Below are 23,825 nucleotides of genomic sequence, written 5' to 3'. Positions count from 1 at the left end.
GCCGGGCTACCGGCGAGTCTTCGGGTCGAAGGCGTCACGGACCGCATCGCCCAGGAGGGCGAGGGCCAGCACGAGGGCCGTGATGCCGAGCACCGGCAGCCACAGGTACAGCGGGTCGGCCTTGAACCAGTTGGTCGCGGTGGCGATCGTCTGACCCCACGACGGGATCGGCTCGATCAGTCCAACGCCCAGGAACGAGAGCCCTGCCTCGGCCGTCACGTACGCCGGCAGCGCCAGCGACGCCGAGATCACGATCGGCGCGACCAGGTTCGGCAGCAGCTCCTTGAACAGCACCTGCCGCGTCGGCACACCGATCGCCTTCGCGGCCAGCACGAACTCACGCTCGCGCAGCGACAGCACCTCACCGCGGATGATCCGCGCCAGTCCCGCCCAGCCGAAGAACGACAGGACGAAGATCAGCACGAAGAACCGGGTCGAGGCCTGCTCGTCCGGGGTCAGGTTGAACGAACCGCCGCGCATGTTCTCCACGATCGGCACCATCGCGATCGCGAACAGCAGGTAGGGCAGGCTGAGGACGAAGTCGATGATCCAGGAGATCACCCGGTCCACCCAGCCGCCGAGGAAGCCGGCCAGCAGGCCCATCACCACGCCGACGGCGGTGCCGAACAGCGTCGCGACGAACGCGACGATCAGCGACGGGCGCGCGCCGTACACCCAGCGGGCGAAGTTGTCCCGGCCGGTCTTCGGCTCGACCCCGAACCAGTGGTCGGGGGTGATGCCGATGACCGGGAAGCCGTACTCGTCGACCAGGTCCGGGGAGAACGTGCTGATGTCGCCGCCCTCGAGCTTGGTCAGCAGCGGCGCGAAGATCGCGATCAGGACGAAGAACAGCACCACGAACACACAGATCACCGCGACCCGGTCCTTGCGGAGCCGGTCCATCGCGATCCGCGTCGGCGATTTCCCGTGCGCCACACTCGCGTCGCGTACGGGCTCCGCCGACGACGGGTGGTCCTCGACACCTACGGTCGAGTCGGGTGAACCGATGCTCATTCGCACTCCGTCAGCTCTGTCAGCCAGATTCCGGGATGGGACCGGCCACGGTCTGTAGATCGGGCCAGGCCCTGGGGTGGAACTACGTGCAGCCGAAATCCCTTGACAACGACCGCCGCCACAACCGCGCGCTAGCCTGCCCGACACTCCGGCACCTTGCCAGCCGCTTCCTGCAGCAGTGTACAAATCGTTACCGGAACGAGTACCAGGGCGGTACATTCGGAACGAATGTTCACGCTCCGCAACCGATCGTCCACAAATTGCGGCGGCACAGCACCGACAATGGCCATTTTGTGCCAGATTGTCACAGACAGTGCAGGAACCCGGCCGCTCGGTCGATGATGACAAAGAGTCACCAGCTCGCCCGGCGGCCGGCTTCGACCGACTACATCGGTCAGTCCTGGCGGACGTTGACGGTGACGAAGGGGGGCTTGACGACCTCGAAGGGCTCCTGGCGGCCGCGGATGTCGACGGTGACCTGGTCGCCTTCCTTGACGGTGGCGTCGAGCAGGGCGAGGGCGATGCCCTTCTTCAGGGTCGGGGAGAAGGTGCCCGAGGTGACCTCACCCAGCGGGCCGTCGGCGCCGGCGACCGTCATGTGCGGGCGGGGGATGCCGCGGCCGACGGCGCGCAGGCCGCGGAGGATGCGCCGCGGGCCGGCCTCCTTCTCGGCGCGTAGGGCGGCGTCGCCCCAGAAGTGCTCCTTCTTCCAGCCGACCGCCCAGCCCGAACGCGCCTGCACCGGCGTGATCTCCGGCGAGATGTCCTGCCCGTGCAGCGGGTACCCCATCTCGGTCCGCAGCGTGTCGCGCGCGCCCAGACCGGCCGGCACGATTCCGTACTGCTCCCCCGCGGTCAGCAAGGCGTCGAACACCGCGACGGCGGCGTCGTTCGGTACGACCAGCTCGTAGCCGCGCTCACCCGTGTAGCCCGTGCGGCACACCACGACCGGCGTACCGGCGAAGTCCGCGACGGCGAAGGCCATGTAGTCGTGGCCCGTCGGCAGCCCGATCGCGGCGACGACGTCGTCGGAGTGCGTGCCCTGGACGGCGAGGATCGCGTAGTCGTCGTGGGTGTTGGTCACCACGACCCCGTCCGGCGCCTGCTCGGCGAGCCGGCGGACGACCTCGGCCGTGTTCGCCGCGTTCGGGATCAGGAACACGTCGTCGTCCGCGTGCAGGTACGCGATCAGGTCGTCGACCACGCCGCCGTCCTCGGCACAGCACAGCGTGTACTGCGCCTGGCCGGGCCCGATCTTGCCCAGGTCGTTGGTCAGGCAGGAGTTCACGTACGCCGCGGCGCCCGGCCCCTTGACCGTCGCCTTGCCCAGGTGGCTGACGTCGAAGACGCCGACCGACGTCCGGACGGCGGTGTGCTCGGCCACCACCCCGCCGTACTCCAGGGGCATCTCCCAGCCACCGAACTCGGCGAACTTGGCTCCCAGGGCGACGTGCCGCTCGTGCAGCGGGGACTTCTTCAAGCTGGTCATGCAGCGGAACCTACCGGACCGCCCTACCGGCGCGGGATCGCCCGATGGGGCAGCCTCGATGGTGTGGCACGCATCTCCCGCCACGCTCCCACGTAGCATGCTGACGCAGCATTCACGTACCGTCACGACCGGCGCACCTGCCATCCGGTCAAGGAGGACTGAGGATTTCGTGAGCACCATCACCCTGAGCAAGTCAGATGCGGCCGGCGTCAAGACCGACGTCGTCGTCATCGGTGTCGTCAAGCTCGACGGCGGCGTCGCGCTGCCGGCCGGCACCGAGTCGCTGAACGCCGCGTACGACGGCCGGCTGGTGGAGGTGCTGTCCGGGCTCGGAGCCACCGGCAAGGCCGGTGAGGTCACCAAGGTTCCCGGCCCGAAGCCGGGCAAGTCGGCCACGCTGATCGCGGTCGGTCTCGGTGCCGCGCCGGACGGCGCGCTGAAGACCGAGGACCTGCGCACCGCCGCGGGCGTCGGCGTCCGGGCCGCGAAGACCGCGCAGTCGGTCGCGTTCGCGCTGCCGACGCCGGACGCCGACTGCGTCCGGGCCGTCGCCGAGGGCGCGCTGATCGGCCGCTACTCCTTCAACGCCTACAAGTCCGAGGCCTCGTCCGACGCCCCGGGCAACCTGACGCTGCTCACCGACCTGGCTCGCAACAAGGACGCCAAGGCGGCGCTGGAGCGCGCCCAGGTGGTCGCCGACGCGGTCCACCAGGTCCGCGACTGGGTGAACATGCCGCCCTCGGACCTGCACCCGGCCGAGTTCGCCGCGCACACGCAGAAGCTCGCCAAGGAGTACGGCGTCAAGGTCGAGGTGCTGGACGAGAAGGCCCTGGCCAAGGGCGGGTACGGCGGCATCCTCGGCGTCGGCCAGGGCTCGGACAACCCGCCGCGGCTGATCCGGCTCAGCTACACGCCGAAGAAGCCGGTCACGCACCTGGCGTTCGTCGGCAAGGGCATCACGTTCGACTCGGGCGGCCTGTCGCTGAAGACGGCGTCCGGGATGATCAGCATGAAGGCCGACATGGCCGGCGCGGCCGCGGTCGTCGGCGCGACGATCGCGATCGCGCGGCTCGGGCTGCCGGTCCAGGTCACGACGTACGCCGCGATGGCCGAGAACATGCCGTCGGGCTCGGCGGCGCGGCCGTCCGACGTCCTGACCATGTACGGCGGCAAGACGGTCGAGGTGCTGAACACCGACGCCGAGGGCCGGCTGGTGCTGGGTGACGCGCTGGTCCGCGCGTCCGAGGACGAGCCCGACCTGATCGTCGACGTGGCGACACTGACCGGTGCCTGTGTCGTTGCCCTGGGCACCAAGGTGGCCGGTGCGTTCGCGAACACCGACACCGCCCGCGACCGGGTCGTCGACGCCGCGCTCGCGGCCGGCGAGGCGATGTGGCCGCTGCCGATCCCGGCCGAGATGCTGGACAAGCTGCGCTCGCACTCGAAGGTCGCCGACCTGGCCAACATCACCGGCGAGCCGTGGGGCGGCGCCCTCGCCGCAGCCGCCTTCCTCGGCGACTTCGTTGCCGAGGGCATCGACTGGGTCCACCTCGACGTCGCCGGCCCCGCCTTCAACGACGGCGGCCCGTCGGGCTACACCCACACCGGCGGCACCGGCTACTCGGTCCGCACCCTGGTCGAGCTCGCCGCCGCAGCCAGCTGAGCTGACTTGTCCCGGCGCGCTCACCAGCGCGCCGGGACGGCAGTCGGCGCGCGGGCAGCTGGACCCTTCCTACCCGGCCGGGTAGCGGATCTCCAGCATCGTGCAGCCCTCGTCCGTGCTGTACGGGCCGTGCGGCATCCCCGGGTGTCTCGCGGCGTACTCACCTGGACCGAACGTCCGCTGGAGCGTGAGATCCGTCAGCGAGCCCTCCAGCAGGTAGACCTCCTCGAAGTACTCGTGCCGGATCACCTCGTCGGTCGTCGTCCCCGGAGCCCAGCGGGCGATCCGCGTGAGGTTGTCCTCGGGTCCTTCGCTCAGGATCCGTTGGCTGATGCCGTTCCCGGCGTCGGTCCATTCGACCTGGTCCACGGGAAAGAATTCGCGCTCAGCCTTCATTTCAGTCCCACGCCGCGGCGAGCTGCTCGACGGCGTACTCGATCCGGCTGGTCAGTCCGCGCGGGTCGGTGAGCTCCACCCGCCACGCGTCGGCGAACTGATCCACCCCCGCGATCATCGGGATCGTCCCACTCAACAGCACCGTCCCGGGCCGCAGCAGGTCGCCCAACTCCTTCACCCAGTACGACGGCGGCAGCAGCTGCGCCAGCGTGCCGTCCTGGATCAGCTGCTCCCCGTCGCCGTGCCGCACCCACGCCTTCAACGTGAACGCATCCAGCTCCCCCTCCACCGACGCCAGCGGCCACGCGACATCGCCCAGCGCGTCCGGCGCCGTCTGCTTGCTCCAGGCGACCCCGTGCACCTCCAGCGCCCGATCCGTGTGGTCGCACGCCACAGTCAGCAGCAGGTCGTCCGGCCCGTCGCCGACCACCAGCGCCCACTCCGCCTCCCCCGACGTCCGCCCGTGCGCGACCTGGACCACCTCCGGCCGGCTGACCAGCGACGCCGACAGCGGGTAGAGCGTCGGGATCCGGCCCGGCGCAGGCACACCCAGCTCGGCCAGCTCGTCGACGTGGTGCTGAACCTGCTCGGTGTCGCGCCCGGCGTACCCGGCGTTGAGGGCGTACCGCACCTCGATCTCCCGCACCGACCCGTCCGGGAGCGTGAATCGCAGAACCTGGGACATCAGAACCTCCACCGATTATCGTGCGGCAGCTTGCGTGAACACGTTGTATACGACGAGTATGGAGCATCGTCCCAAGGAGGTCCAATCGATGCCGACGCCCACAGGCAAGACGCCCGACGGCTCACCGCCCACCGGCTCCACGCCGGTCGCCCCCGGCCCGCAGCACCCGCCCGCCGCGGCTCAGGGCGATCGCCGGAGTCTGTACAAGGCCTTCGCCGCGAGCCTGTCCGGCACGTCGCTGGAGTGGTACGACTTCGCCGTCTACAGCTCCGCCGCCGCGCTCGTCTTCGGCGACCTGTTCTTCCCCGGCAGCGACCCGCTGACCGGAACCCTGCAGGCCTTCGCGACGTATGCCGTGGGGTACGTCGCCCGCCCGCTCGGCGGGATCTTCTTCGGCCGGCTGGGCGACGTCATCGGCCGCAAGCGCGTGCTCGTCGCGACCCTGCTGCTGATCGGCGTCGCCACCTTCTTCATCGGACTGCTCCCGACACACGCCCAGGCCGGTGCGATCGCGCCGACCCTGCTGGTGTTCCTGCGCTTCGTGCAGGGCGTCGGAGTCGGCGGTGAGTGGGGCGGAGCCGTCCTGCTCAGCAGTGAGTTCAGCCAGGCCGGCCAGCGCGGCTTCTGGGCGTCGGCCGCGCAGGTGGGGCCGCCGCTGGGCACGCTGATGGCCAACGGCGTGCTGGCTGTGCTGGCCGGCGCACTGTCCGAGGACGCGTTCCTGAGCTGGGGCTGGCGGGTCGCGTTCCTGCTGTCCGCCGTACTGGTCGGGTTCGGTCTGCTGATCCGGACCAAGCTGGAGGAGACTCCGGTGTTCAAGGAGTTGGAGGCGCGCGGCGACCGGCCGACCGCGCCGGTCACCGAGGTGCTGCGGACGCAGGGCCGCGGGCTGGTGGCGGCCATCCTGGCGCGGGTCGGGCCGGACGTGCTCTACGCGATGTTCGCCGTGTTCGTGCTGACCTACGCGACGCAGGAGCTCGACATGAGCCGCGGCCAGGCAGTGACCGCCGTACTGGTCGGCTCGGCGTTCCAGGTCGGGCTGATCCCGCTGTCGGGCTGGCTGTCCGACCGGTATGGGCGCCGGCTGATCTACGGGATCGGTGCGGTCGGCGGGGCGGTGTGGAGCGTGGTGTTCTTCGCCATCGCGTCGTCGCTGGCGACCGTGCTGCCCGGTGTGGTGATCGGGCTGGTGTTCCACTCGCTGATGTACGGGCCGCAGGCGGCGTTCGTGTCCGAGCAGTTCACCGCCCGGCTGCGCTACACCGGCAGCTCACTCGCGTACACCTTCGCGGGCGTCATCGGCGGAGCCTTAGCGCCACTGGCGTTCACGTACTTCCTGGCCAAGGCCGGTACGGGGTACGTGATCGCGGCGTACATCGTGGTGGCGTGCGTGGTGACACTGGTCGGGCTGCGCTTGGGCCGAGCGGTCCAGGACGACGTCGAAGCCGGCCCGCAGGACGCTGTGGCTACGGCATGACTCAGCCGTGCATGAGGATGCGGCCGGTGGTGTCGAGGTGGCGGAGGATCGCCGCCTCGGCTGCCGCGGTGTCGCCGGAGGCCAGGCCGTCCACGATGGCCTGGTGCTCGGTCAGGACTTCCTGGCGACGGGTGGCACTGCGCCGGAGCGCAACCACGCCCAGCAGCACGTGCCGTGCCCGCAGGCTGTCGTACAGGCGAATGAGCACCGAGTTGCCGGTCGCCCCGATCAGCAGCGCGTGGAACTGGCTGTCCAGCTCGATGAACTCCCTGGCATCGCCGGACTCCACGATCGAGCGCTGCTCCTCCAGGACCTCGGACATCAACGCGACCGGCGCCGTACCGGCCGCCTGGCAGCTCGTCGCCGCCCAGCACTCGATCACCCCGCGGGCCTGCATCATCTCGGCGATCTCCCGGCCCGGCACCGGCGCGACGAACGCGCCGCGGTGCGGGACCAGCTGCACCAGGTCCTCGGCCGCCAGCATCAGCAGCGCCTCGCGGACCGGCGTCCGGGAGACCCCGACCTCGGTCGCGACGGCCTGCTCGTTGATGAACGTGCCGGAGACCGCGGGGTCGCTCAGCACGGTCCCCCGCAGATACTGGTAGGCGCGGTCGCGGCCGGAGTCCCCACTCAATTGCATACTCAATGTATACAGCCTTGGAGGGTTCATGACATCTGTGTCCACGCTGCGGGTCGCCGCCGCCCAGATCCTGGCCGGCGCTGACCCGGTCGCCAATCTAGCCGGTGCGACCGACGCCGTACGCCGGGCCGCTGACGCCGGGGCCGAACTGGTCGCGCTGCCGGAGGCGACGCTCGCGGCGTTCGGGAGCGACCTGCGGGCGGTGGCCGAGCCGCTCGACGGGCCGTTCGCGACCGGGCTGCGCAAGGTCGCCGAGGAGACCGGCGTGGTCGTCGTCGCGGGGCTGTTCGAGCCGTCGGCCGACGGGCGGGTGTTCAACACGCTGCTGGCGACCGGGCCGGGCGTCGAGGCGTCGTACCGGAAGATCCACCTGTACGACGCCTTCGGCTCGCGGGAGTCGGATCTGGTTGCCCCTGGCAAGGAGCTGGTGACGTTCGCCCTTCGGGGCGTGACCGTCGGGCTGGCGACCTGCTACGACCTGCGGTTCGCGGACCAGTTCAGCGCGCTGGGGCGGCTGGGCGCGGAGCTGCTCGTCGTACCGGCTTCGTGGGGCGCCGGGCCGGGCAAGGAGGAGCAGTGGGACCTGCTGACCCGGGCACGCGCGTCGGACGCGCAGGCCTGGCTGCTGGCGTGCGACCAGGCGTGGACTCCGCCGGCCGGGACTGATCCGCTGGGCATCGGGCGGAGCGTGCTCGCCGACCCGCTGGGACGGGTGAACGCGCGGCTCGGCTCGGAGCCCGGCCTGTTGCTGGGCACGGTCGACACCGAGCTGGCTGCTTCAACCCGCCAACGCGTGCCGATCCTCTAGCCCGCCGGACCGCTAAGCCAGCCCGTTCTTCTTCTGGCGGGCGTTGTACTCACGCATCCGCGGCGGGTACCCCACCACGGCCGCGTCGTACGACGGGATCCCCAGCTTGTTGGCAAAGGTGTGCGCCCACTCGACGGAGGGCACCCGGCGCCGGGTCCACTCGCCGTCGACGGCGACCAGGAGCATCGTGTACTCCGTGACGGCGGTACGCGGCTCGACGAACCCCTCGACGCCCTGCCGCGTCTGGACGAACTCGCGCAGATGCGCCTGGTCGGGGTTGTCCGACTTGCGCAACGTGCCGGGCTTCTGCCGGCGACCGAACCACTTCATGGACAAAGTGTCCCCTATTCGTGCAAATTCGTCGCCGATCCAACGGAGCGCGCCCACCACGTGCCGCCGCGGCCACCCCTCGCTGCCGCCGTCCTCCTCGCCGAGGACGGCCACGACCGCGGCCGCACGTGGCTCCCGAACCGTCCGGTCCCCCGAGGACCCCCGCCTCCGGACGGCCCGTCGTACGGGCTGCTGAGTACGACGCGGTCCCGGCCGAAGAAGTTCGGACGGCGTCTCACTTCGCTCAGCCGCCTCGCCGGACACCGGACCGCCGCTCGGCACCCTGAGCGGACGCGCCGGCAAACAGCAGCCGCCGTACGGCGAGCCCGGGCACGACGCACCGCGCGCTCGGTGACAAGATGACGCCGGGCCGGAACTCCGCGACCCGGGGCCGCCCGCCGACCTGTTGACCCACGGAGGAACCTGTGACGACCACGGCAGACAGCAAGACCTACGACCTGGTGATTCTCGGCGGAGGCAGTGGCGGGTACGCCGCCGCGCTGCGCGCCGCCGTCCTCGGGAAGTCCGTTGCCCTCGTCGAGAAGGACAAGCTCGGCGGGACCTGCCTGCACCGTGGCTGCATCCCCACCAAGGCGCTGCTGCACGCCGCCGAGGTGGCCGACTCCGCCCGCGAGGGCGAGCAGTTCGGCGTCCGGACGACACTCGAGGGCGTCGACATGGGCGGCGTGAACAAGTACAAGGACGGCGTCGTCGACCGGCTGTTCAAGGGCCTGCAGGGGCAGATCAAGTCCCGCGGGATCACCGTGATCGAGGGCGAGGGACGGCTGACCTCCCCGACCACGGTCGAGGTCGGCGGCACGACGTACACGGGCAAGAACGTGATCATCGCCTCCGGCTCGTACTCGCGCTCGCTCCCCGGCCTCGAGCTCGACGGCCACCGCGTGATCGCCAGCGAGCACGCGCTGACGCTGGACCGCGTGCCGGAGTCCGCGGTAGTGCTCGGCGGCGGCGTGATCGGTGTCGAGTTCGCCAGCGCGTGGACCTCGTTCGGGACCAAGGTGACGGTCGTCGAGGCGCTGCCGCGACTCGTCCCGGCCGAGGACGCCGACTGCAGCAAGACGCTCGAGCGGGCGTTCCGCAAGCGCAAGATCGGCTTCAAGACCGGTACGTCGTTCGAGTCCGTCGAGGTGACCGACAACGGCGTCCGGGTGACCGTCGCCGGCGGCGAGGTGATCGAGGCCGAGCTGCTGCTGGTCGCGGTCGGCCGCGGCCCGAACACCGCCGGGCTCGGGTACGAGGAGGTCGGCGTCGCGCTCGACCGCGGCTTCGTCACGGTCGACGAGAACCTGCAGACCAGCGTGCCGGGCGTGTACGCCGTCGGCGACATCGTGCCCGGGCTGCAGCTCGCGCACCGCGGTTTCCAGCAGGGCATCTTCGTCGCCGAGCACCTCGCCGGGCTGAACCCGGCCCAGATCGACGAGGCCGGCATCCCGCGCGTCACCTACTCCGAGCCGGAGGTCGCGTCCGTCGGCCTGACCGAGGAGCAGGCGCGGACGGCGTACGGCGAGGTCGAGGTCCTCAACTACAACCTGGGCGGGAACGGCAAGAGCCAGATCCTGAAGACCCAGGGGTTCGTGAAGCTGGTCCGGGCCAAGGACGGCGCGGTGGTCGGCCTGCACATGGTCGGCTCCCGGGTCGGCGAACTGATCGGCGAGGCCCAGCTGATCTACAACTGGGAAGCGTTCCCGGCCGACGTCGCGCCGCTCGTGCACGCCCACCCGACCCAGAACGAGGCCCTCGGCGAAGCGCACCTCGCGCTGGCCGGAAAGCCTTTGCACTTCCACGAGTAAGTTGGTGGTGCGCCGCAACGGGCGTGTCCGCCGTGACCCGGCGGCGCCCCGTTCCGGCGGCACCGTAGGCTGACTTCGAGACCGATCGACGAAGGAGCAACGACCGTCATGCCGACCTCTGTATCCCTGCCGGCCCTCGGGGAGAGCGTCACCGAAGGAACCGTCACCCGCTGGCTCAAGCAGGTCGGTGACACGGTTGCCGTCGACGAACCCCTGCTGGAGGTCTCGACCGACAAGGTCGACACCGAGATCCCCTCCCCCGTGGCCGGCACCCTCCTGGAGATCAAGGCCGCCGAGGACGAAACCGTAGAGGTCGGCGCCGAACTGGCCGTCATCGGCGACGCCGGCGAATCCACCGGTGGCGACTCTGTCCCGGCAGACTCCGCCGACCAGGCCGGCGGGACCGAGTCCGCTCCCGCCGCCGACCAGCCCGCAGCTTCCGCCGAGGCCCCGGCCGCACAGCAGGCCGCCCCGGCCGAGCAGGCCCCCGCCGAGCAGCAGGCGCAGGCGGCCCCGGCCGAGCCGCAGGCGCAGGCCTCCGGCGACAACACCTCCAACTCTTCTCCGGCCGAAGCGGCCTCAGCCCCCGCAGCCTCCCCGGCCGCATCGGCACCGGCGGACACCCAAGCGTCCTCCGGCGGCTCCGGCTCCTCCGGTGGCACCTCTGTCACCCTCCCCGCCCTCGGCGAAAGCGTCACCGAAGGCACCGTCACCCGCTGGCTCAAGCAGGTCGGCGACGACGTAGCCGTCGACGAGCCGTTGCTCGAGGTCTCCACCGACAAGGTCGACACCGAGATCCCGTCGCCGGTCGCCGGCAAGCTCCTCGAGATCAAGGTCGCCGAAGACGAGACGGTAGAGGTAGGCGCCGAGCTGGCAGTAGTCGGCTCCGGCGACGCGGCCCCCGCCCAGGAGGCTCCGAAGCAGGAGCCCCCGGTCGAGCAGCCGAAGCAGGAAGCTCCCGCCCAGGAAGCCCAGGCCCCGGCCCCGGCTCCGGCAGCCCAGGCCCCCGCCCCGCAGGCGGCTCCGGCCCCCCAGGCCGCCCCGGCTCAGGCTCCCGCCCAGGCACCAACTGCTCAGGCTCCGGCCCCGCAGCAGGCCCCGCCGGCCCAGGCCCCCACGCAGGCCCCGGCCGCGCAGGCAGCCCCCGCCCCGCAGCCGACCCAGGCGCCCGCCGCCCAGGCCCCGGCAGCCCAGGCTCCGGCCGCCAGCTCCAACGGCTCCTCCTCCGAGGGTCCGAACTACGTCACCCCGCTGGTCCGCAAGCTCGCCGCGGAGAACAACGTCGACCTCGGCGCCGTACAGGGCACCGGCGTCGGCGGCCGCATCCGCAAGCAGGACGTCATCGCCGCGGCTGAAGCAGCCAAGGCCGCCCCGGCCCCCGCGGCAGCAGCCCCGGCAGCAGCGGCCCCCGCGGCCACGGCGCCGGTCAGCCCGCTGCGCGGCACCACCGAGAAGATGAGCCGGATCCGCAAGGCGATCGCCAGCCACATGGTGAACTCGCTGAAGGTCTCCGCCCAGCTGACCACGGTCGTCGAGGTCGATGTCACCGAGATCGCCAAGCTGCGCACCGCGAAGAAGAACGAGTTCTTCGCCCGCGAGGGCGTCAAGCTGTCCTTCCTGCCGTTCTTCGCGCTCGCCGCGATCGACGCGCTGAAGCAGTACCCGAAGCTCAACGCCTCGATCAACGAGGAGGCCGGCGAGGTCACGTACCACGCGGCCGAGCACCTGGGGATCGCCGTGGACGCCGAGAAGGGCCTGATGGTCCCGGTCGTGCACAACGCCGGCGACCTGAACATCGCCGGCCTGGCCAAGAAGATCGCCGACCTCGCCGACCGCACCCGCAACAACAAGGTGCTGCCGGACGAGATGGCGGGCGGTACGTTCACGATCACGAACACCGGCAGCCGCGGCGCCCTGTTCGACACCCCGATCCTGAACCAGCCCCAGGTCGGCATGCTCGGTACCGGCGCGGTCGTCAAGCGCCCGGTCGTCATCACCCACCCCGAGCTCGGCGAAACCATCGCGATCCGCCAGATGGTCTGCCTGGCCCTCACCTACGACCACCGCCTGGTCGACGGCGCCGACGCCGCCCGCTACCTGACGGCCGTCAAGTCCCGCCTGGAAGAAGCCCAGTTCGACGTCTGACCCCGGCACGGCGCCGAGCCCACCTCGGCGCCGCTCGGGCACGACCCCAGGCCTTGTGCACCATCCACCTGGGGTACGGCGCCAACACTCCTGGCGCCGTACCACCCAGGTCGGCCCAGTGCTCATCGCTCGGGGGCGTCAAATCACTTCAGCACCGTCCACCGGTCGCCCAACGCCAGCCCACCGGCCGGCTCAGCGCCCCAGTCCCACTGCAACCGACCCGCTCGGGCCACCCGCCCGCAGCGGGTCTTGCATTTCTCCTGCACCTACATGCTGCGCTTTCCCTGAGTTCCCCTCCCCCTCCCCGGCGCCCTCTCCACCACCTCACCGCACCTTCTCTCCGCACTTTCTCCACAGCAGCACACCGGCTACTCCCCTCCGCCCCACCCATTAACAGAGCCCACCCGATCTCCCCCAGCACCAACTGACCGTCCGTCTCCCTGGCCCGTTCTGCTCATCTCCCGGAGGTTCGCGTGAAGTACGTCCTGGCCGGCGCATCCGGCTTCCTCGGTACGGCGCTCGCCCGCGATCTCGTTGCCGACGGCCACCAAGTCACCCGCCTGGTACGCCGTACCCCCGCCTCCCCCGACGAACTCCAGTGGAACCCCACCACCGGCCAACTCGACCCCAAGCCCCTCGCCGGCGCCGACGTCCTCATCAACCTCGCCGGCGCGAACATCGGCCGCCCCTGGACGCCGACGTACCGCAAAACCATCCGCGAGAGCCGCGTCCGCACCACCGCCACCCTCGCCGAGGCGGCAGCCCAACTCGACCGCAAGCCCGCCTTCCTCACCCAGAGCGGCATCGGCGGCTACGGCACGGACTGCGGCGACGATCTCCTCACCGAGTCCTCCCCGCTCGGCGACGGTTTCCTCGCCGACGTAGTCCGCGTCTGGGAAGGCGCCGCCGACCCCGCCCGCGCTGCAGGCTGCCGAGTAGCCACCCTCCGCACCGGCATAGTCCTAGCCCGCCAGGCCCCCGCGTTCCAACTCCTCTCCCTCCCCTTCCGCCTAGGCGTAGGCGGCCGCCTGGGCCCCGGCACCCAGTACTTCCCCGTCGTCTCCCTCACCGACTGGCTCCGAGCCGTCCGCCACGTCGCCGAACACACCACCGTCGAAGGCCCGGTCAACATCACCCTCCCCACCCCCATCACCAACCAGACCCTCACCAAAACCCTCGCCGCCCAACTCCACCGCCCCGCCCTCATCCCCGTCCCCGCCAAAGCCCTCACCACCCTGCTGGGCGAGTTCGCCTGGGAACTCCTGGGCAGCAAACGAGCCCTCCCCACCACCCTCCAAACCACCGGCTTCACCTTCACCCACCCCTCTCCCCAACAGGCCATAGCAGCAGCCCTCACTGACTAGCCCGCCCTAGTCCGCGAACCCACCCGCCCACGCCCCAACCTGCTCTCGCCTGCCCTGCCCGTACCTCCACCCAACTCCCGCCCGACCTGCCGCGCGCACCGGCCAACTCCCGCCCTGCCCTGCCCGTCTGTCCGCCTGCCCGTCCCCGTCGATCCCCAACGCGACGCCGCAATCGCCGCGGCGAGCTGCCAGTTCCCCGGCGACGTTCTCGCTGTGCCAGGTCGACGTCTGGTTCGGCGCGACGAAGACCGCGCCACCCGCGAGATCGTGGAGAAGCTCCGCGCGGTGCGCTTGCTGTACTGACCAGACGCGGTGCGCTTGCTGTACTGACCAGACGCGGTGCGCTTGCTGTACTGACCAGACACGGTGCTTGAGGCCTAGTCGGGCCTGCTCGCCGCATGGCCTGCCCGGGCTGCTGATGTACGCCGCGGGGTTCGCCTTGGCCCGCGGTGATCGCGATCCAGCTTGCCTCGCCAGCGGGACGGCGCGGGCGGGCTCGAGGTCGTCTGCAGCAGGTTGGCAGCCTGCTGGAGTTGGGCGCGTTCTGCTGAGGTTCGTTTGCTCGTCGTCGGTACGCCCCTTCGGGCCGGACGGGGCTACTCGCCGGCGGTACGACGGGGGCGGGCTCGAGCTGGTCTGCGGCAGGTCGGCGGCGTCCCGGAGTTGGACGCGATCTGCCGAGGCTGGCCAGCTCTCCGTCGGCACGGCACCTCCGCCCGGATGGGCTCGCCAGCGTAACGGCGCGGTTGGGCTTGAGCTGGCCTGCGGAAGGTCAGCCGCGCTGGAGATGGGGCGCGATCTGCCGGACGCCGGCCATCCGCGGTGTCCGCGGGCGAACAGCTCGTCCAGGAACCGGCGCCGCTCGCTGAGGTTGGCTTGCTCGCCGTCGGTACCCCACTTCGGGCTGGATGGGCTACTCGCCCAGCGGTACGGCGCGGGTGGGCTCGGGCTGGTCTGCGGCAGGTCGGCGCCGCGCTGGAGTTGGGCGCGTTCTGCTGAGGTTGGCTAGCTCGGCGTCGGTACGCCGCTTGGGCTGGGTGGGCTACTCGCCAGCGGTACGGCCCGGGTGGGCTCGGGCTCCTCTGTGGCAGGTCGGCGGCGTGCTGGAGCTGGGCGGTTCTGCTGAGGTTGGCTAGCTCGCGTCGGTACGCCGCTTGGGGCTCGAGGGGCTACTCGCCAGCAGTGCGACGTGGGTGGGTTCGTCGGCCCGGTTCAGCACCAGCGGGGCGGGCGTCAGGTCTGCGGCCGGTCGGCGGCGTCCTGGAGTTGGGTGTGGGATCTGCGGTGGCTGAGGGGTGCTGGAGGGAGATGACTTCCGGGTCGGGGCTCGTTGGAGGGCTCGGGTGGGCCGGGTCGCGGGTGCTGGTTTCGGGGGCGGGAAGGTTGGCTTCTCGGGCCGTTAGCAGCTGCAGGCGGTGGGGGCTGGAGGTTGGTGAGGTTGGTTTGGGCGGCGTCGAGGGGTGACAGCATTTCGCTGGCGGTTATCGATGTTGCGGGGCGCTCGTCGCAGTACGACATTCGGATCAGTCTCCTGGGTTGCGTTTGTTTTCAAGGGGTTTAGGCGGGGGTGATGGTGGTGATGCGCCAGGTCTTGCCTGTTGGGGTGAGGGTGATTCGGCGGGTGGTGGGTGGGCCGGGTGGGAGTTGGGTCTTGCCGGTGGGGGTCAGGGCGGTGGCGGAGATGAGGCGGTCGGTGACTCGGAGGGTGATGGTGGGGCCGGGGGTGGGTTCTTGGGTGAGGTGCTCGATGTGGAAGCGGAGGTTGGCGATTCGGATCTTTTGGGCTTGGTAGGTGGCCAGGGCGGCTCGGTCTGTGGTCCAGGGGTGGCTGCCTGGTTGGTAGACCGTGTCCAGTTCGGCGGGGTTAAGGGTCCAGAAGGCGTGGGCTCGGCGTTGGTCGAGGGCTTCGAGGGTTTGTTGCCAGGCTTTGGAGTTGGGTGAGGGTGCGGGCGAGACCACGGGCGCTGGGCTGGCAGAGGTTGGGGTGGTGGGCGTGGGTGATGGGGGTGCGGCTGCTGCTGGGTTGGTGGTGGGGGTGTCGAGGATGCCGAGGGTGGTTAGCGCCAGGGCGGTGACTACTAGGGCCGCGAGGGCTGCGGCGGCTAGTACTCCGTAGGCGGTTCGGCGGGAACGGGGGGCTCGGTGGGTGGTGTTGGCGAGGATCTGGTTGAGGCGGGTGGTGTTGTCGCGGCGGGCTCGGCGGGTGCTGTCTCGGCGGGTGCTGTCTCGGCGGGGTTTGCGGCGGCTGTTGGGGCGGCGGGGGTGGGCGGTGGGGATCACGCTGGGGGTGGAGATTGGAGTCGGGGCGGGGGCCGGCCTTGGGGTGAGAAGGGGATTGGGCGTGGGTGGGAGTTCGGCGGCGGCGGAGTGGTCCGGGAAGGCGAGGTTGAGAGGGGTGGGTGGGGAGAGGTCCAAGACTTTGCGGGCCAGGGTTGGGACGGTGGTGTGGGTGAAGAGGGTGGCGGGGAACGGCGTGGTCGTGCCGGCGGCCAGCTGGGTGAGGGCTGACAGGGCTCTCACGTCGTCGGCTTGGGTGGTGGTGGGGTCTTGGGAGCGGAGGGCTGTGTCGGTGATGACGGGACGGCCGTCGGCGTCGAAGAGGATGTTGGCGGGGGTCAGGCGGCCGTGGTGGAGGCCTTTGTGATGGAGGAGTGAGAGGGCTTCGGCCAGAGGACTGATCAGGGTGACGAGCTCGCCCAGGGAGAGGTCGCCTCGTCGGCCCAAGAGGGCTGTGAGGTTGCCTGCCGGGATGTGCTGGCCGAAGAGGAGCCAGTCGGACTCGGACTGGCGGACTTCGATCAGGCGGGCGATGTGCGGGTGGTTGAGCGCGAGCAGGGTCGTGAGGTCCCGCTCGAAGACGGTGGGGTTGGTGATGGTCGGGGTGGGGATGCGTTTGAGAACGGCGTGGCGGCCGGAGGCGAGGTCGCGGACCAGCCAGACGGTGCCGGCCGATCCGGACCCGAGCTTCCGGCGCAAGCTGTAGCCGGCGATGTCGTCGAGTGCCATGCCAAGAGGGTGCACGAATCGTCGGTGTCGGCCGTTGAGTTATCCACAGGTGGGCGTCCGGGCGGGGGCCGTGGACAGTGGGCGACGTCGGGATGAGGGCGAGGCATACACTCGAACGCGTGAGGGCTATCAAGTACGTGGAGGCCGGGTTCGGCGCCGAGGCGGTTGACTACGAGCAGGCGTGGGACGAGCAGCGGCGGCTGCACACCGCGGTTGCCGAGGGCACCGGTGAGGACACGGTGATCCTGCTCGAGCACCCGCCGGTGTACACGGCCGGCAAGCGGACCGAGCCGCACGAGCGGCCCGTGGACGGTACGCCGGTGGTGGACGTGGACCGGGGCGGCAAGATCACGTGGCACGGGCCGGGGCAGCTCGTGGGGTACCCGATCGTCAAGCTGGCCTCGCACGTGTACGTGGTGGACTACGTTCGGCGGCTGGAGGAGGCCTTGATCGCGGTGTGCGCTGAGTTCGGCGTACAGACTGGGCGGGTCAAGGGGCGTAGTGGGGTTTGGGTTCCTGCCGACGAGCGTGGGCGCGAGCGGAAGATCGCGGCGATCGGGATCAGGGTGGCGCAGGGCGTGACCATGCACGGGTTCGCGCTGAACTGTGGCAACGATCTGGCGTGGTTCGACCGGATCGTGCCGTGCGGGATCTCGGACGCCGACGTGACGACGTTGTCCAAGGAGCTTGGGCGGGATGTCGGCGTGACCGAGGTGCTGGTGGCGGTACGGCGGGAGCTGGATCGGATGCTGGCGTGGGACGAGTACGAGCGGACGCCTGATCTGGATCACGTGGAGGCGGCGCCGGCGGGGATCACGTACGGGTTGGCTGTTAGTCCGTAGGTGCGCCGGGGAGCTGTTGTGTCTCCCGTGGGGTGAGCGTCGCTGCGGTGGCCGGTACTTGTGAGGCCGGCGGGGGATAGCATTGTCGCGAGGGCCCGGCGCCGACGAGCCCGCCGCCGAGGGCGTTGGGTGTTGGCCTTCGGGTGGGTTGGGCCTGGATTTATGGGGTTTTGAGGTTCGGTGACCGACCGTAGGTGAAGGTCGGGCGGGGCGCCGAAGTGTCGTCGCTGTCTGTGGGGGAAACGTCGCTACGGTGGGGACGTGTCCAAATTCCTTGGTTTCCTTCTCGGGATCGTCGTGGCGCTGGCGGGGCCGGCCGCGTTCGGAGTGCTGACTGCCGACGGCGGGATCGAGCTGAACGCGAAGGAGATGGCGCTTGCCTACGGCATCGGAGCGCTGATCTTCTGGGCCGTGGTGTCGTACTTCTCCGGGGCGGCCGCGCTCGGTGCCGCGCTGACGTTCGGCGCGATGATCTACGCGGTGCACTGGATCCCCAACCGGACGACGAACTTCCTGAACGACGTCCCGGGCGTGACCACCGGCATGATCGACGGCGTCAAGACGTACACGCTGAACGGCGTGGTGCCGATCCTCGCGGTGATCTCGCTGGTGTACGCCGTGCAGCTGATCGTGCAGTCGGTACGGCGGCGCCGGCGGGAGCGGGCCGAGGCCGAGCGGCGGCAGCGGGAGCAGGAGCTCGCGCAGGCGCAGCAGGAGGCTGAGGTCGCTGCTGTTTATGCGCCGCCGGTTGCTGCTGAGTATCCGCCGGCTGCCGCGGACAATCGGTTCCAGAACTTCGGGAACACGAGCTACGACGACCTGTTCGACGACGAGCCGGCGCCGGTGCAGCCGCGGAGCCAGGCGGACGAGCACACGATGCAGTTCGCTGAGGCGGATGCGCGGGGCGGGCGGGAGACCACCGCGGTGGTCGGTGCGGTGAGCAACGATGCGGACGAGACGGTGCAGGTCGCGCCGGAGCGGGACGAGCCGCAGCGGGTTGAAGCGCAGCAGAGCGACCCGGAGGACACGCAGCTCGTTGCAGCGGGCGAGAGCCCGCAGGCCGACGAGACGCAGGTCGTTGCCGGGGACCAACGCCCGCAGGCTGAGGAGACGCAGGTTGTCGCGGCTGACTCGGATGCGACGCAGCAAGTGCCGGTGAATCGGGACGAGACGCAGCAGGTGCCGGTTGCCGAGGCGCCTGAAGCTGTTGAGGACGACAAGGACGATGAGCCGCCGGCCGCAGCAACGCCGACAGCGGCGGGGGCGACTGCGGTTGGAGTGAGCCCGGCACCGGCTGCACCGCCGGCCAACCCCCCGACGCAAGCAGCACCGCCGGTCGAGGCTCCGAAGGCAGAAGAGCCGAAGGTGGAAGCACCCAAGCCCGAGGCCCTGCGGCCCGAGCCTCCCCAGCCCGCAGCCCCGCAGCCCGAGACCCCGCAGCCTGAGGCCCCCAAGAACCACGGCCAGCAGTCCTTCGTGCGGCCCAAGGAAGAGGTCGGGCAGCAGTACCGCGAGCGGATGGACGATCCCGAAGACACCGGAGAGTTCTTCGTCGGCCAGTTCAGACCAGCAGGAGCTTGAGCACCCGCACCACCTACACAAACAAAGGCCCGGCCGCTACCAAGCGACCGGGCCTTCGTTGTGCGCCTCAGGCAACGTGCATGCGTTGGTGCTGCCCCCAGCGGGCGTGTTCGGCGAAAGCCTCGTCGTACGCGTGGATGGCCATCTGGCACACGTCCGACGCCATCTGCGCCCGCGGCGAGTCGGTGCTCCACGCCAGCAGTAGGCGGCGATGGATCGGATCACCGGCGATCGGCCGCGTGGTCACGTCGCTGGAGAGCATCCGGTACGACGTCGGCGAGATCAGCGCGACGCCCTGACCGCTGGTCACGAAGCCCATCAGGACCGACGTGTCGACCGAGTGGTGCTCGATGCGCGGGGTGAAGCCGGCCTGCTCGCACGAGGCGCGGAACAGGACGTGGAAACCGCTGTCGTCCGGCGGTTCACCGATCCACTCCTCCCCCGCCAGGTCGGCGAGGTCGATGTCGCCGCGGTGCCGGCTGGCGATCGCCTTCGGGTGGTCGGCGGCCAGTACGACGTACGCCGATTCGGACTCGACGATCGTGCACGCATCGACGCCGGTCGGCAGCCGCAGCTCGAAGCCGGGGAACTCGCGCAGCAGCGCGAAGTCGAGCCGGCCGCTCTCCAGCTGCTGCAGCAGCACGCTGGTCGACCACTCGACCTCGATGCTGACCTGCTCGATCTCGCCGTGGTCGCGCAGCCGGGAAGCGATCCCGGACATCGGCGCGGTCGGGAAGCCGCCGAGCCGGACCGCGCTGGACTCCACCGCGGTCATCGCGGAGACCGTCGCGGACAGGTGATCGACGTCGACCAGAATCGCCCGGGCCCGGTCCACGGCGTACCGGCCGAGTGGGGTCGGGGTGACGCCGGTGCGGGAGCGCTCGAACAGCTCACCGCCGAACGCCGACTCGATCCGTTTCAGCTGCGCGGTCAGACTGGGCTGACTCACCTTCATCCAGCGGGCGGCCCGACCGACGGACCCCGCTTCTGCCACCAGGACCACCACCCGCAGGTGGCGCAGCTCGACGTTCATGCATTGGGACCGTAGTCGAGGTTACGCCGCAGTACACAGTTGACGCGTGTTGCGGTTATGTCACAGCCGGGCAATTGTCTGTAACGTTTGCCCGGCTGTGACGATAAGTAACAGCGGTCAGGACGTCTTGAGGGTCAGCGCCTCTCGGTAACCGAGTTTGCGCCCGGTCTGCAGCAGGGTCCGCTCGTAGAGCTTCGCCCCGAGCCGGATGATCAGCACCGTCGCGGCCAGCAGCAGCACGATCGCCACCAGCGGCTGCCACAGCGGCACGTCCTCGGTCAGCATCCGCCCGGGCATCGCCATCGACGACGCGATCGGTACGAACGACGCCCAGGTCTTGGCCGTCCCGCCGGCGAAGACCGAGAAGAAGAACGGGACCATCAGGATCATCTGCCCCGGCAGCGTGGTCGAGCCGAGATCCTCCTGCCGGGTGGCCAGCGAGCCGGCAACGGCCCACAGTCCGGCCAGCGCCAGGAACCCGAGCACGAAGAACACCACGAACCAGCCCGCGACCGGCGCGATCACCTCGAGGATGTCGGCCTGCCCGGTCACCAGCAGCCCGATCAGCGACGCGGCCGCGATCACGACGATCTGCGACAGCGCCATCACCGTGTTGCCGACCACCTTGCCCCACAGCAGCGCCCGGATCGGGATCGCGGCGGCCAGGATCTCGACCACCCGGCTCTCCTTCTCCTGGACGACGCTCTGCGCGATCATCATGCCGAAGCCGAGCGCGGTCATGTAGAAGGCCAGCGCGAGCCCGATGTTGACGAACTCGGCCACGATCTCGGGCAGCGGTCCGGGGTTGAGCAGCTGCTCCTGCACCGTCGTACCAGCCTGCAGCTGCTCGGGCGTCAGCCCCGCCTTCGCGGCGTTGTCGAACATCCCCAGGTTGGTCACCGCCTCGCGCAGCGCGTTCTGGAGTCCGCTGTCGACCTGGTCGTCCCCGAGTACGACGTACCCGTTGTCGGCCGGCAGCAGCGCCGCCTTCGCGTCACCGGAGGTCACGGCCTGCTCGGCCGCGGCGCGGTCGGCCACCCGGGTCGTCTCGAGCGCGTCGTCCCCGTTGAACTGGTCGGCCGCCTGCACGATCCGCGCGCCGGCGTCGTTGACGACGGCGATCTTGTCCGGCGAACCGTTGCCGGAGATCAGCGCCGGGACGATCACGGCCAGCATCACCACGACCAGCATGAACAACGTCGAGCCGATGAACGTCTTGTCCCGCAGCTTCGTGCTGATCTCCCGCAGCGCCACCAGCTGCCACGGATGCCGCAAACCCTGCTTCTGGTCGTTCATCGGGTCGCCTCCCGGAAGACGTCGCTCAACGCCACGCGCTCGGGCCCGAACTCGAGCACCTGCCCGCGACTCATCGCCTGCTGCAGAACTTGTTGCTCCTGGCCCGCTTCGACCACGTCGAAGAGCCCGGACGAGCCGTCCACGTCGCGCACCTTGATCCCCCGGACGTCGCGCAGCCAGCCCGCGTCGACATCGGTGACCAGCCGGTACGTCGTACTGGAGCCGGCCGACAGCGAGGCCACCGACCCGGCCGCGACGACCTTGCCGCGGGAGAGCACGACCAGGTCGTCGCAGAGACGTTCGACCAGTTCGAGCTGGTGGCTGGAGAACAGCACCGGCACCTCCGGCGTGACCTCCTCGCGGAGCAGGTCGACCATCGCGTCGACGGCCAGCGGGTCGAGCCCGCTGAACGGCTCGTCGAGCACCAGCGCGATCGGCTCGTGCACGAGCGCGGCGGCGATCTGGACGCGCTGCTGGTTGCCCAGCGACAGCGTCTCCAGCGTGTCGCCGGACCGCTCGGTCAGGCCGAGCCGGTCGATGATCTTGTCGGTCCGCTCCCCCGCCCGCACCGGGTCGAGCCCGTGCAGCCGGCCGAAGAAGACCAGCTGGTCGCGGATCTTCATCTTCGGGTACAGCCCGCGCTCCTCCGGCATGTAGCCGAAGTCGCTGCGGATCGCGTGGGTCAGCGGTGCGCCGTCCCACAGCGCCTGCCCCGCCGAGGGTGCGAGCACCCCGAGCATGATCCGCATCGTCGTCGTCTTACCGGCTCCGTTGGCCCCGACGAAACCGGTCATCCGCCCTGGTACGACGTCGAACGTCACGTCGTCGAGTGCGAGGTGATCACCGAACCGCCGGGTCAGCCCAGCAACGCTCAGCATCCTGTTCACCGTTCCTCTGCTGCTTCGGCCCCCGGACCAGGCAACCAGCGCCCAGCCACTCCCGCCGTGGGAGTGGTACCAACGCTAGTCAGCCGGAGGCGTCCGCACGTCGGTCCTTAGTGTGACCAGCGGGGTCATCCGCAGGAGGGATCCCGGTGCCAGGCGGTCAGCTTGGCGGGGTTGAGGATCAGCCACAGGTGGGTGACGACCTCGTCGGCGACGTCCAGGCACAGCACCGCCTGGGCGCGGCCGGAGCGCCGTACGACGATCGCCGGCAGGCCGTTGACGCGCTCGACGGACAGGTCGGCGCCGGGGCGGGTGCAGTGGACGGTGATCACCCGGGCGATCTCTCCGACGCCGTGGACAGGCCGCAGCGGTACGGCGACCTGCCCGCCGCCGTCGGAGACCAGTACGGCGCCGGGCGCGAGCAGGGGTTCCACCTGTCCCGACCGCAGGGCCGCGACGAGGTGGTCGATCATCAGCCCACCCCAGCGAGCTTGGTCGGGTTCATCTGCCAGTAGATCCGGTCGATGCCCTCGGCCGAGGCCACCACGGTGACCATGGCGAACAGCCGGCCGTCGAGCCGCAGCAGGGCCGACGACGAGCCGTTGACCGTGGCAAGCTCCACATCGACACCGACCCAGAAGCGGTCGGCGAAAGCCCTGTAGTACTTGGCGACCCGCTCCGCCCCGTGCACCGGGAACTTGGAGGCCCGGACGATCCCACCGCCGTCGGAGTAGCTGGACACGTCCGCAGCGAACAGGCTCTCCAGTGCGACCAGGTCGCCCGTCCGGGCAGCGCTGACGAAGGCACTGAGCAGCCGGCGCTGCTCCCCCTCGTCAACCGGCGTACGGCGCTCGCCGGTGACCCGCTTGCGTCCACGGCTGACCAGCTGACGCACAGCCAGTTCGCTGAGCTGCACGATCTCCGCGATCTGCGGGTACGGGTAGTCGAAGGCCTCCCGCAGTACGTACGCCGCCCGCTCGTTCGGCGACAGCCGCTCCAGCAGAATCAGTACGGCGAACTCCAGCGCCTCCCCGCGCTCCGCACCGAGCAGCGGGTCGGCGCTGGTGTCCACCGGCTCCGGCAGCCACGGCCCGATGTACGTCTCGCGACGGACCCGGGCGGACGTCGCCGCGTTGATCGCCAGCCGGGTGGTCGCCGTCGCCAGGTACGCCGCGGGGTTGGCCACGGCGCTGCGGTCACAGGTTTGCCAGCGCAGCCAGACGTCCTGGACCAGGTCCTCGGCCTCGGTCGCGCTGGACAGCATCCGGTAGGCGATGCCGAACAGCCGCGGCCGCAGCTCGTTGAAGACCCGGGCCGCTTCCTCCAGGTCGTCGTTCACAGGCCTATCTTCACTCCCCAAC

At 70.3% G+C, this 23,825-nt stretch carries 20 protein-coding genes; 8 read left to right on the top strand and 12 right to left on the bottom strand.

The genetic code is table 11. The features are described from left to right. Positions 1-6: 6 nt before the first annotated feature. A complete protein-coding gene (locus HDA39_RS03970; protein ID WP_184793884.1) occupies positions 7-1,014 on the bottom strand; it encodes an ABC transporter permease in 1,008 nt (335 codons plus the stop codon). 394 nt (positions 1,015-1,408) lie between these two features. Then, positions 1,409-2,503, bottom strand: coding sequence for a glycine cleavage system aminomethyltransferase GcvT (gcvT, locus tag HDA39_RS03965; RefSeq protein WP_184793883.1), 1,095 nt, complete (start codon positions 2,501-2,503; stop codon positions 1,409-1,411). A 169-nt stretch (positions 2,504-2,672) separates the two neighbouring features. Here gcvT and HDA39_RS03960 point away from each other — a divergent pair, with 169 nt between their 5' ends. Continuing rightward, positions 2,673-4,166, top strand: a complete 1,494-nt coding sequence (locus HDA39_RS03960; RefSeq protein ID WP_184793882.1) for a leucyl aminopeptidase — start codon at positions 2,673-2,675, stop codon at positions 4,164-4,166. Positions 4,167-4,235: 69 nt separating this feature from the next. On the opposite strand, the gene HDA39_RS03955 is transcribed toward HDA39_RS03960, so the two are convergent. Next, positions 4,236-4,535 (bottom strand): cupin domain-containing protein, encoded by a 300-nt coding sequence (locus tag HDA39_RS03955; protein ID WP_337925614.1) that lies wholly within the window; start codon positions 4,533-4,535, stop codon positions 4,236-4,238. A gap of 28 nt (positions 4,536-4,563) precedes the next feature. Next, positions 4,564-5,247 (bottom strand): DUF2848 domain-containing protein, encoded by a 684-nt coding sequence (locus tag HDA39_RS03950; protein ID WP_184793880.1) that lies wholly within the window; start codon positions 5,245-5,247, stop codon positions 4,564-4,566. A gap of 88 nt (positions 5,248-5,335) precedes the next feature. Here HDA39_RS03950 and HDA39_RS03945 point away from each other — a divergent pair, with 88 nt between their 5' ends. Then, positions 5,336-6,724 (top strand): MFS transporter, encoded by a 1,389-nt coding sequence (locus tag HDA39_RS03945; protein WP_238355967.1) that lies wholly within the window; start codon positions 5,336-5,338, stop codon positions 6,722-6,724. Position 6,725: 1 nt separating this feature from the next. On the opposite strand, the gene HDA39_RS03940 is transcribed toward HDA39_RS03945, so the two are convergent. Next, positions 6,726-7,364, bottom strand: coding sequence for a GntR family transcriptional regulator (locus tag HDA39_RS03940; protein WP_184793879.1), 639 nt, complete (start codon positions 7,362-7,364; stop codon positions 6,726-6,728). Between the two features lie 28 nt (positions 7,365-7,392). Here HDA39_RS03940 and HDA39_RS03935 point away from each other — a divergent pair, with 28 nt between their 5' ends. Then, on the top strand, positions 7,393-8,172 hold the full coding sequence (locus HDA39_RS03935) for a carbon-nitrogen hydrolase family protein (protein ID WP_184793878.1): 780 nt from the start codon (positions 7,393-7,395) through the stop codon (positions 8,170-8,172). Positions 8,173-8,184: 12 nt separating this feature from the next. Here the strand turns inward: HDA39_RS03935 and HDA39_RS03930 are convergent, their stop codons facing one another. Continuing rightward, positions 8,185-8,502 (bottom strand): hypothetical protein, encoded by a 318-nt coding sequence (locus HDA39_RS03930; protein ID WP_184793877.1) that lies wholly within the window; start codon positions 8,500-8,502, stop codon positions 8,185-8,187. Between the two features lie 425 nt (positions 8,503-8,927). On the opposite strand from HDA39_RS03930, the gene lpdA reads away from it, so the two are divergent. The 3 genes from lpdA (at position 8,928) to HDA39_RS03915 (ending at position 13,822) form a co-directional block, all read left to right on the top strand. Next, complete coding sequence (gene lpdA / locus HDA39_RS03925) at positions 8,928-10,313, top strand: dihydrolipoyl dehydrogenase (protein ID WP_184793876.1); 1,386 nt, start codon at positions 8,928-8,930, stop codon at positions 10,311-10,313. A 108-nt stretch (positions 10,314-10,421) separates the two neighbouring features. Continuing rightward, entirely contained in the window at positions 10,422-12,458 is a 2,037-nt protein-coding gene (gene sucB, locus HDA39_RS03920) for a 2-oxoglutarate dehydrogenase, E2 component, dihydrolipoamide succinyltransferase (protein WP_184793875.1), read from the top strand. Between the two features lie 473 nt (positions 12,459-12,931). Next, on the top strand, positions 12,932-13,822 hold the full coding sequence (locus HDA39_RS03915; protein WP_184793874.1) for a TIGR01777 family oxidoreductase: 891 nt from the start codon (positions 12,932-12,934) through the stop codon (positions 13,820-13,822). Positions 13,823-15,379: 1,557 nt separating this feature from the next. Here HDA39_RS03915 and HDA39_RS43020 read toward each other — a convergent pair. Continuing rightward, complete coding sequence (locus HDA39_RS43020) at positions 15,380-16,828, bottom strand: protein kinase domain-containing protein (RefSeq protein ID WP_184793873.1); 1,449 nt, start codon at positions 16,826-16,828, stop codon at positions 15,380-15,382. Between the two features lie 119 nt (positions 16,829-16,947). On the opposite strand from HDA39_RS43020, the gene lipB reads away from it, so the two are divergent. Further along, on the top strand, positions 16,948-17,670 hold the full coding sequence (lipB, locus tag HDA39_RS03905) for a lipoyl(octanoyl) transferase LipB (protein ID WP_184793872.1): 723 nt from the start codon (positions 16,948-16,950) through the stop codon (positions 17,668-17,670). 261 nt (positions 17,671-17,931) lie between these two features. After that, entirely contained in the window at positions 17,932-19,251 is a 1,320-nt protein-coding gene (locus HDA39_RS03900; RefSeq protein WP_184793871.1) for a hypothetical protein, read from the top strand. A gap of 67 nt (positions 19,252-19,318) precedes the next feature. Here HDA39_RS03900 and HDA39_RS03895 read toward each other — a convergent pair whose 3' ends face one another. The 5 genes from HDA39_RS03895 to HDA39_RS03875 form a co-directional block, all read right to left on the bottom strand. Continuing rightward, entirely contained in the window at positions 19,319-20,284 is a 966-nt protein-coding gene (locus HDA39_RS03895; protein ID WP_184793870.1) for a LysR family transcriptional regulator, read from the bottom strand. Positions 20,285-20,401: 117 nt separating this feature from the next. Further along, complete coding sequence (locus tag HDA39_RS03890; RefSeq protein ID WP_184793869.1) at positions 20,402-21,580, bottom strand: ABC transporter permease; 1,179 nt, start codon at positions 21,578-21,580, stop codon at positions 20,402-20,404. After that, complete coding sequence (locus tag HDA39_RS03885) at positions 21,577-22,458, bottom strand: ABC transporter ATP-binding protein (RefSeq protein WP_184793868.1); 882 nt, start codon at positions 22,456-22,458, stop codon at positions 21,577-21,579. The genes HDA39_RS03890 and HDA39_RS03885 overlap by 4 nt, the downstream gene beginning before the upstream one ends. Before the next feature lie 134 nt (positions 22,459-22,592). Further along, complete coding sequence (locus HDA39_RS03880; RefSeq protein ID WP_184793867.1) at positions 22,593-22,937, bottom strand: sigma-70 family RNA polymerase sigma factor family protein; 345 nt, start codon at positions 22,935-22,937, stop codon at positions 22,593-22,595. Continuing rightward, the gene (locus HDA39_RS03875; RefSeq protein ID WP_184793866.1) at positions 22,937-23,803 is read right to left on the bottom strand and encodes an RNA polymerase sigma-70 factor; all 867 of its coding nucleotides are present in this window, start codon (positions 23,801-23,803) and stop codon (positions 22,937-22,939) included. Before HDA39_RS03875 ends, HDA39_RS03880 begins: the two co-directional genes overlap by 1 nt. Between the last annotated feature and the right edge of the window lie 22 nt (positions 23,804-23,825).

It is taken from the genome of Kribbella italica (assembly GCF_014205135.1).
Classification (GTDB): domain Bacteria; phylum Actinomycetota; class Actinomycetes; order Propionibacteriales; family Kribbellaceae; genus Kribbella; species Kribbella italica.
This window is presented reverse-complemented; position numbering and strand designations above follow the sequence as displayed.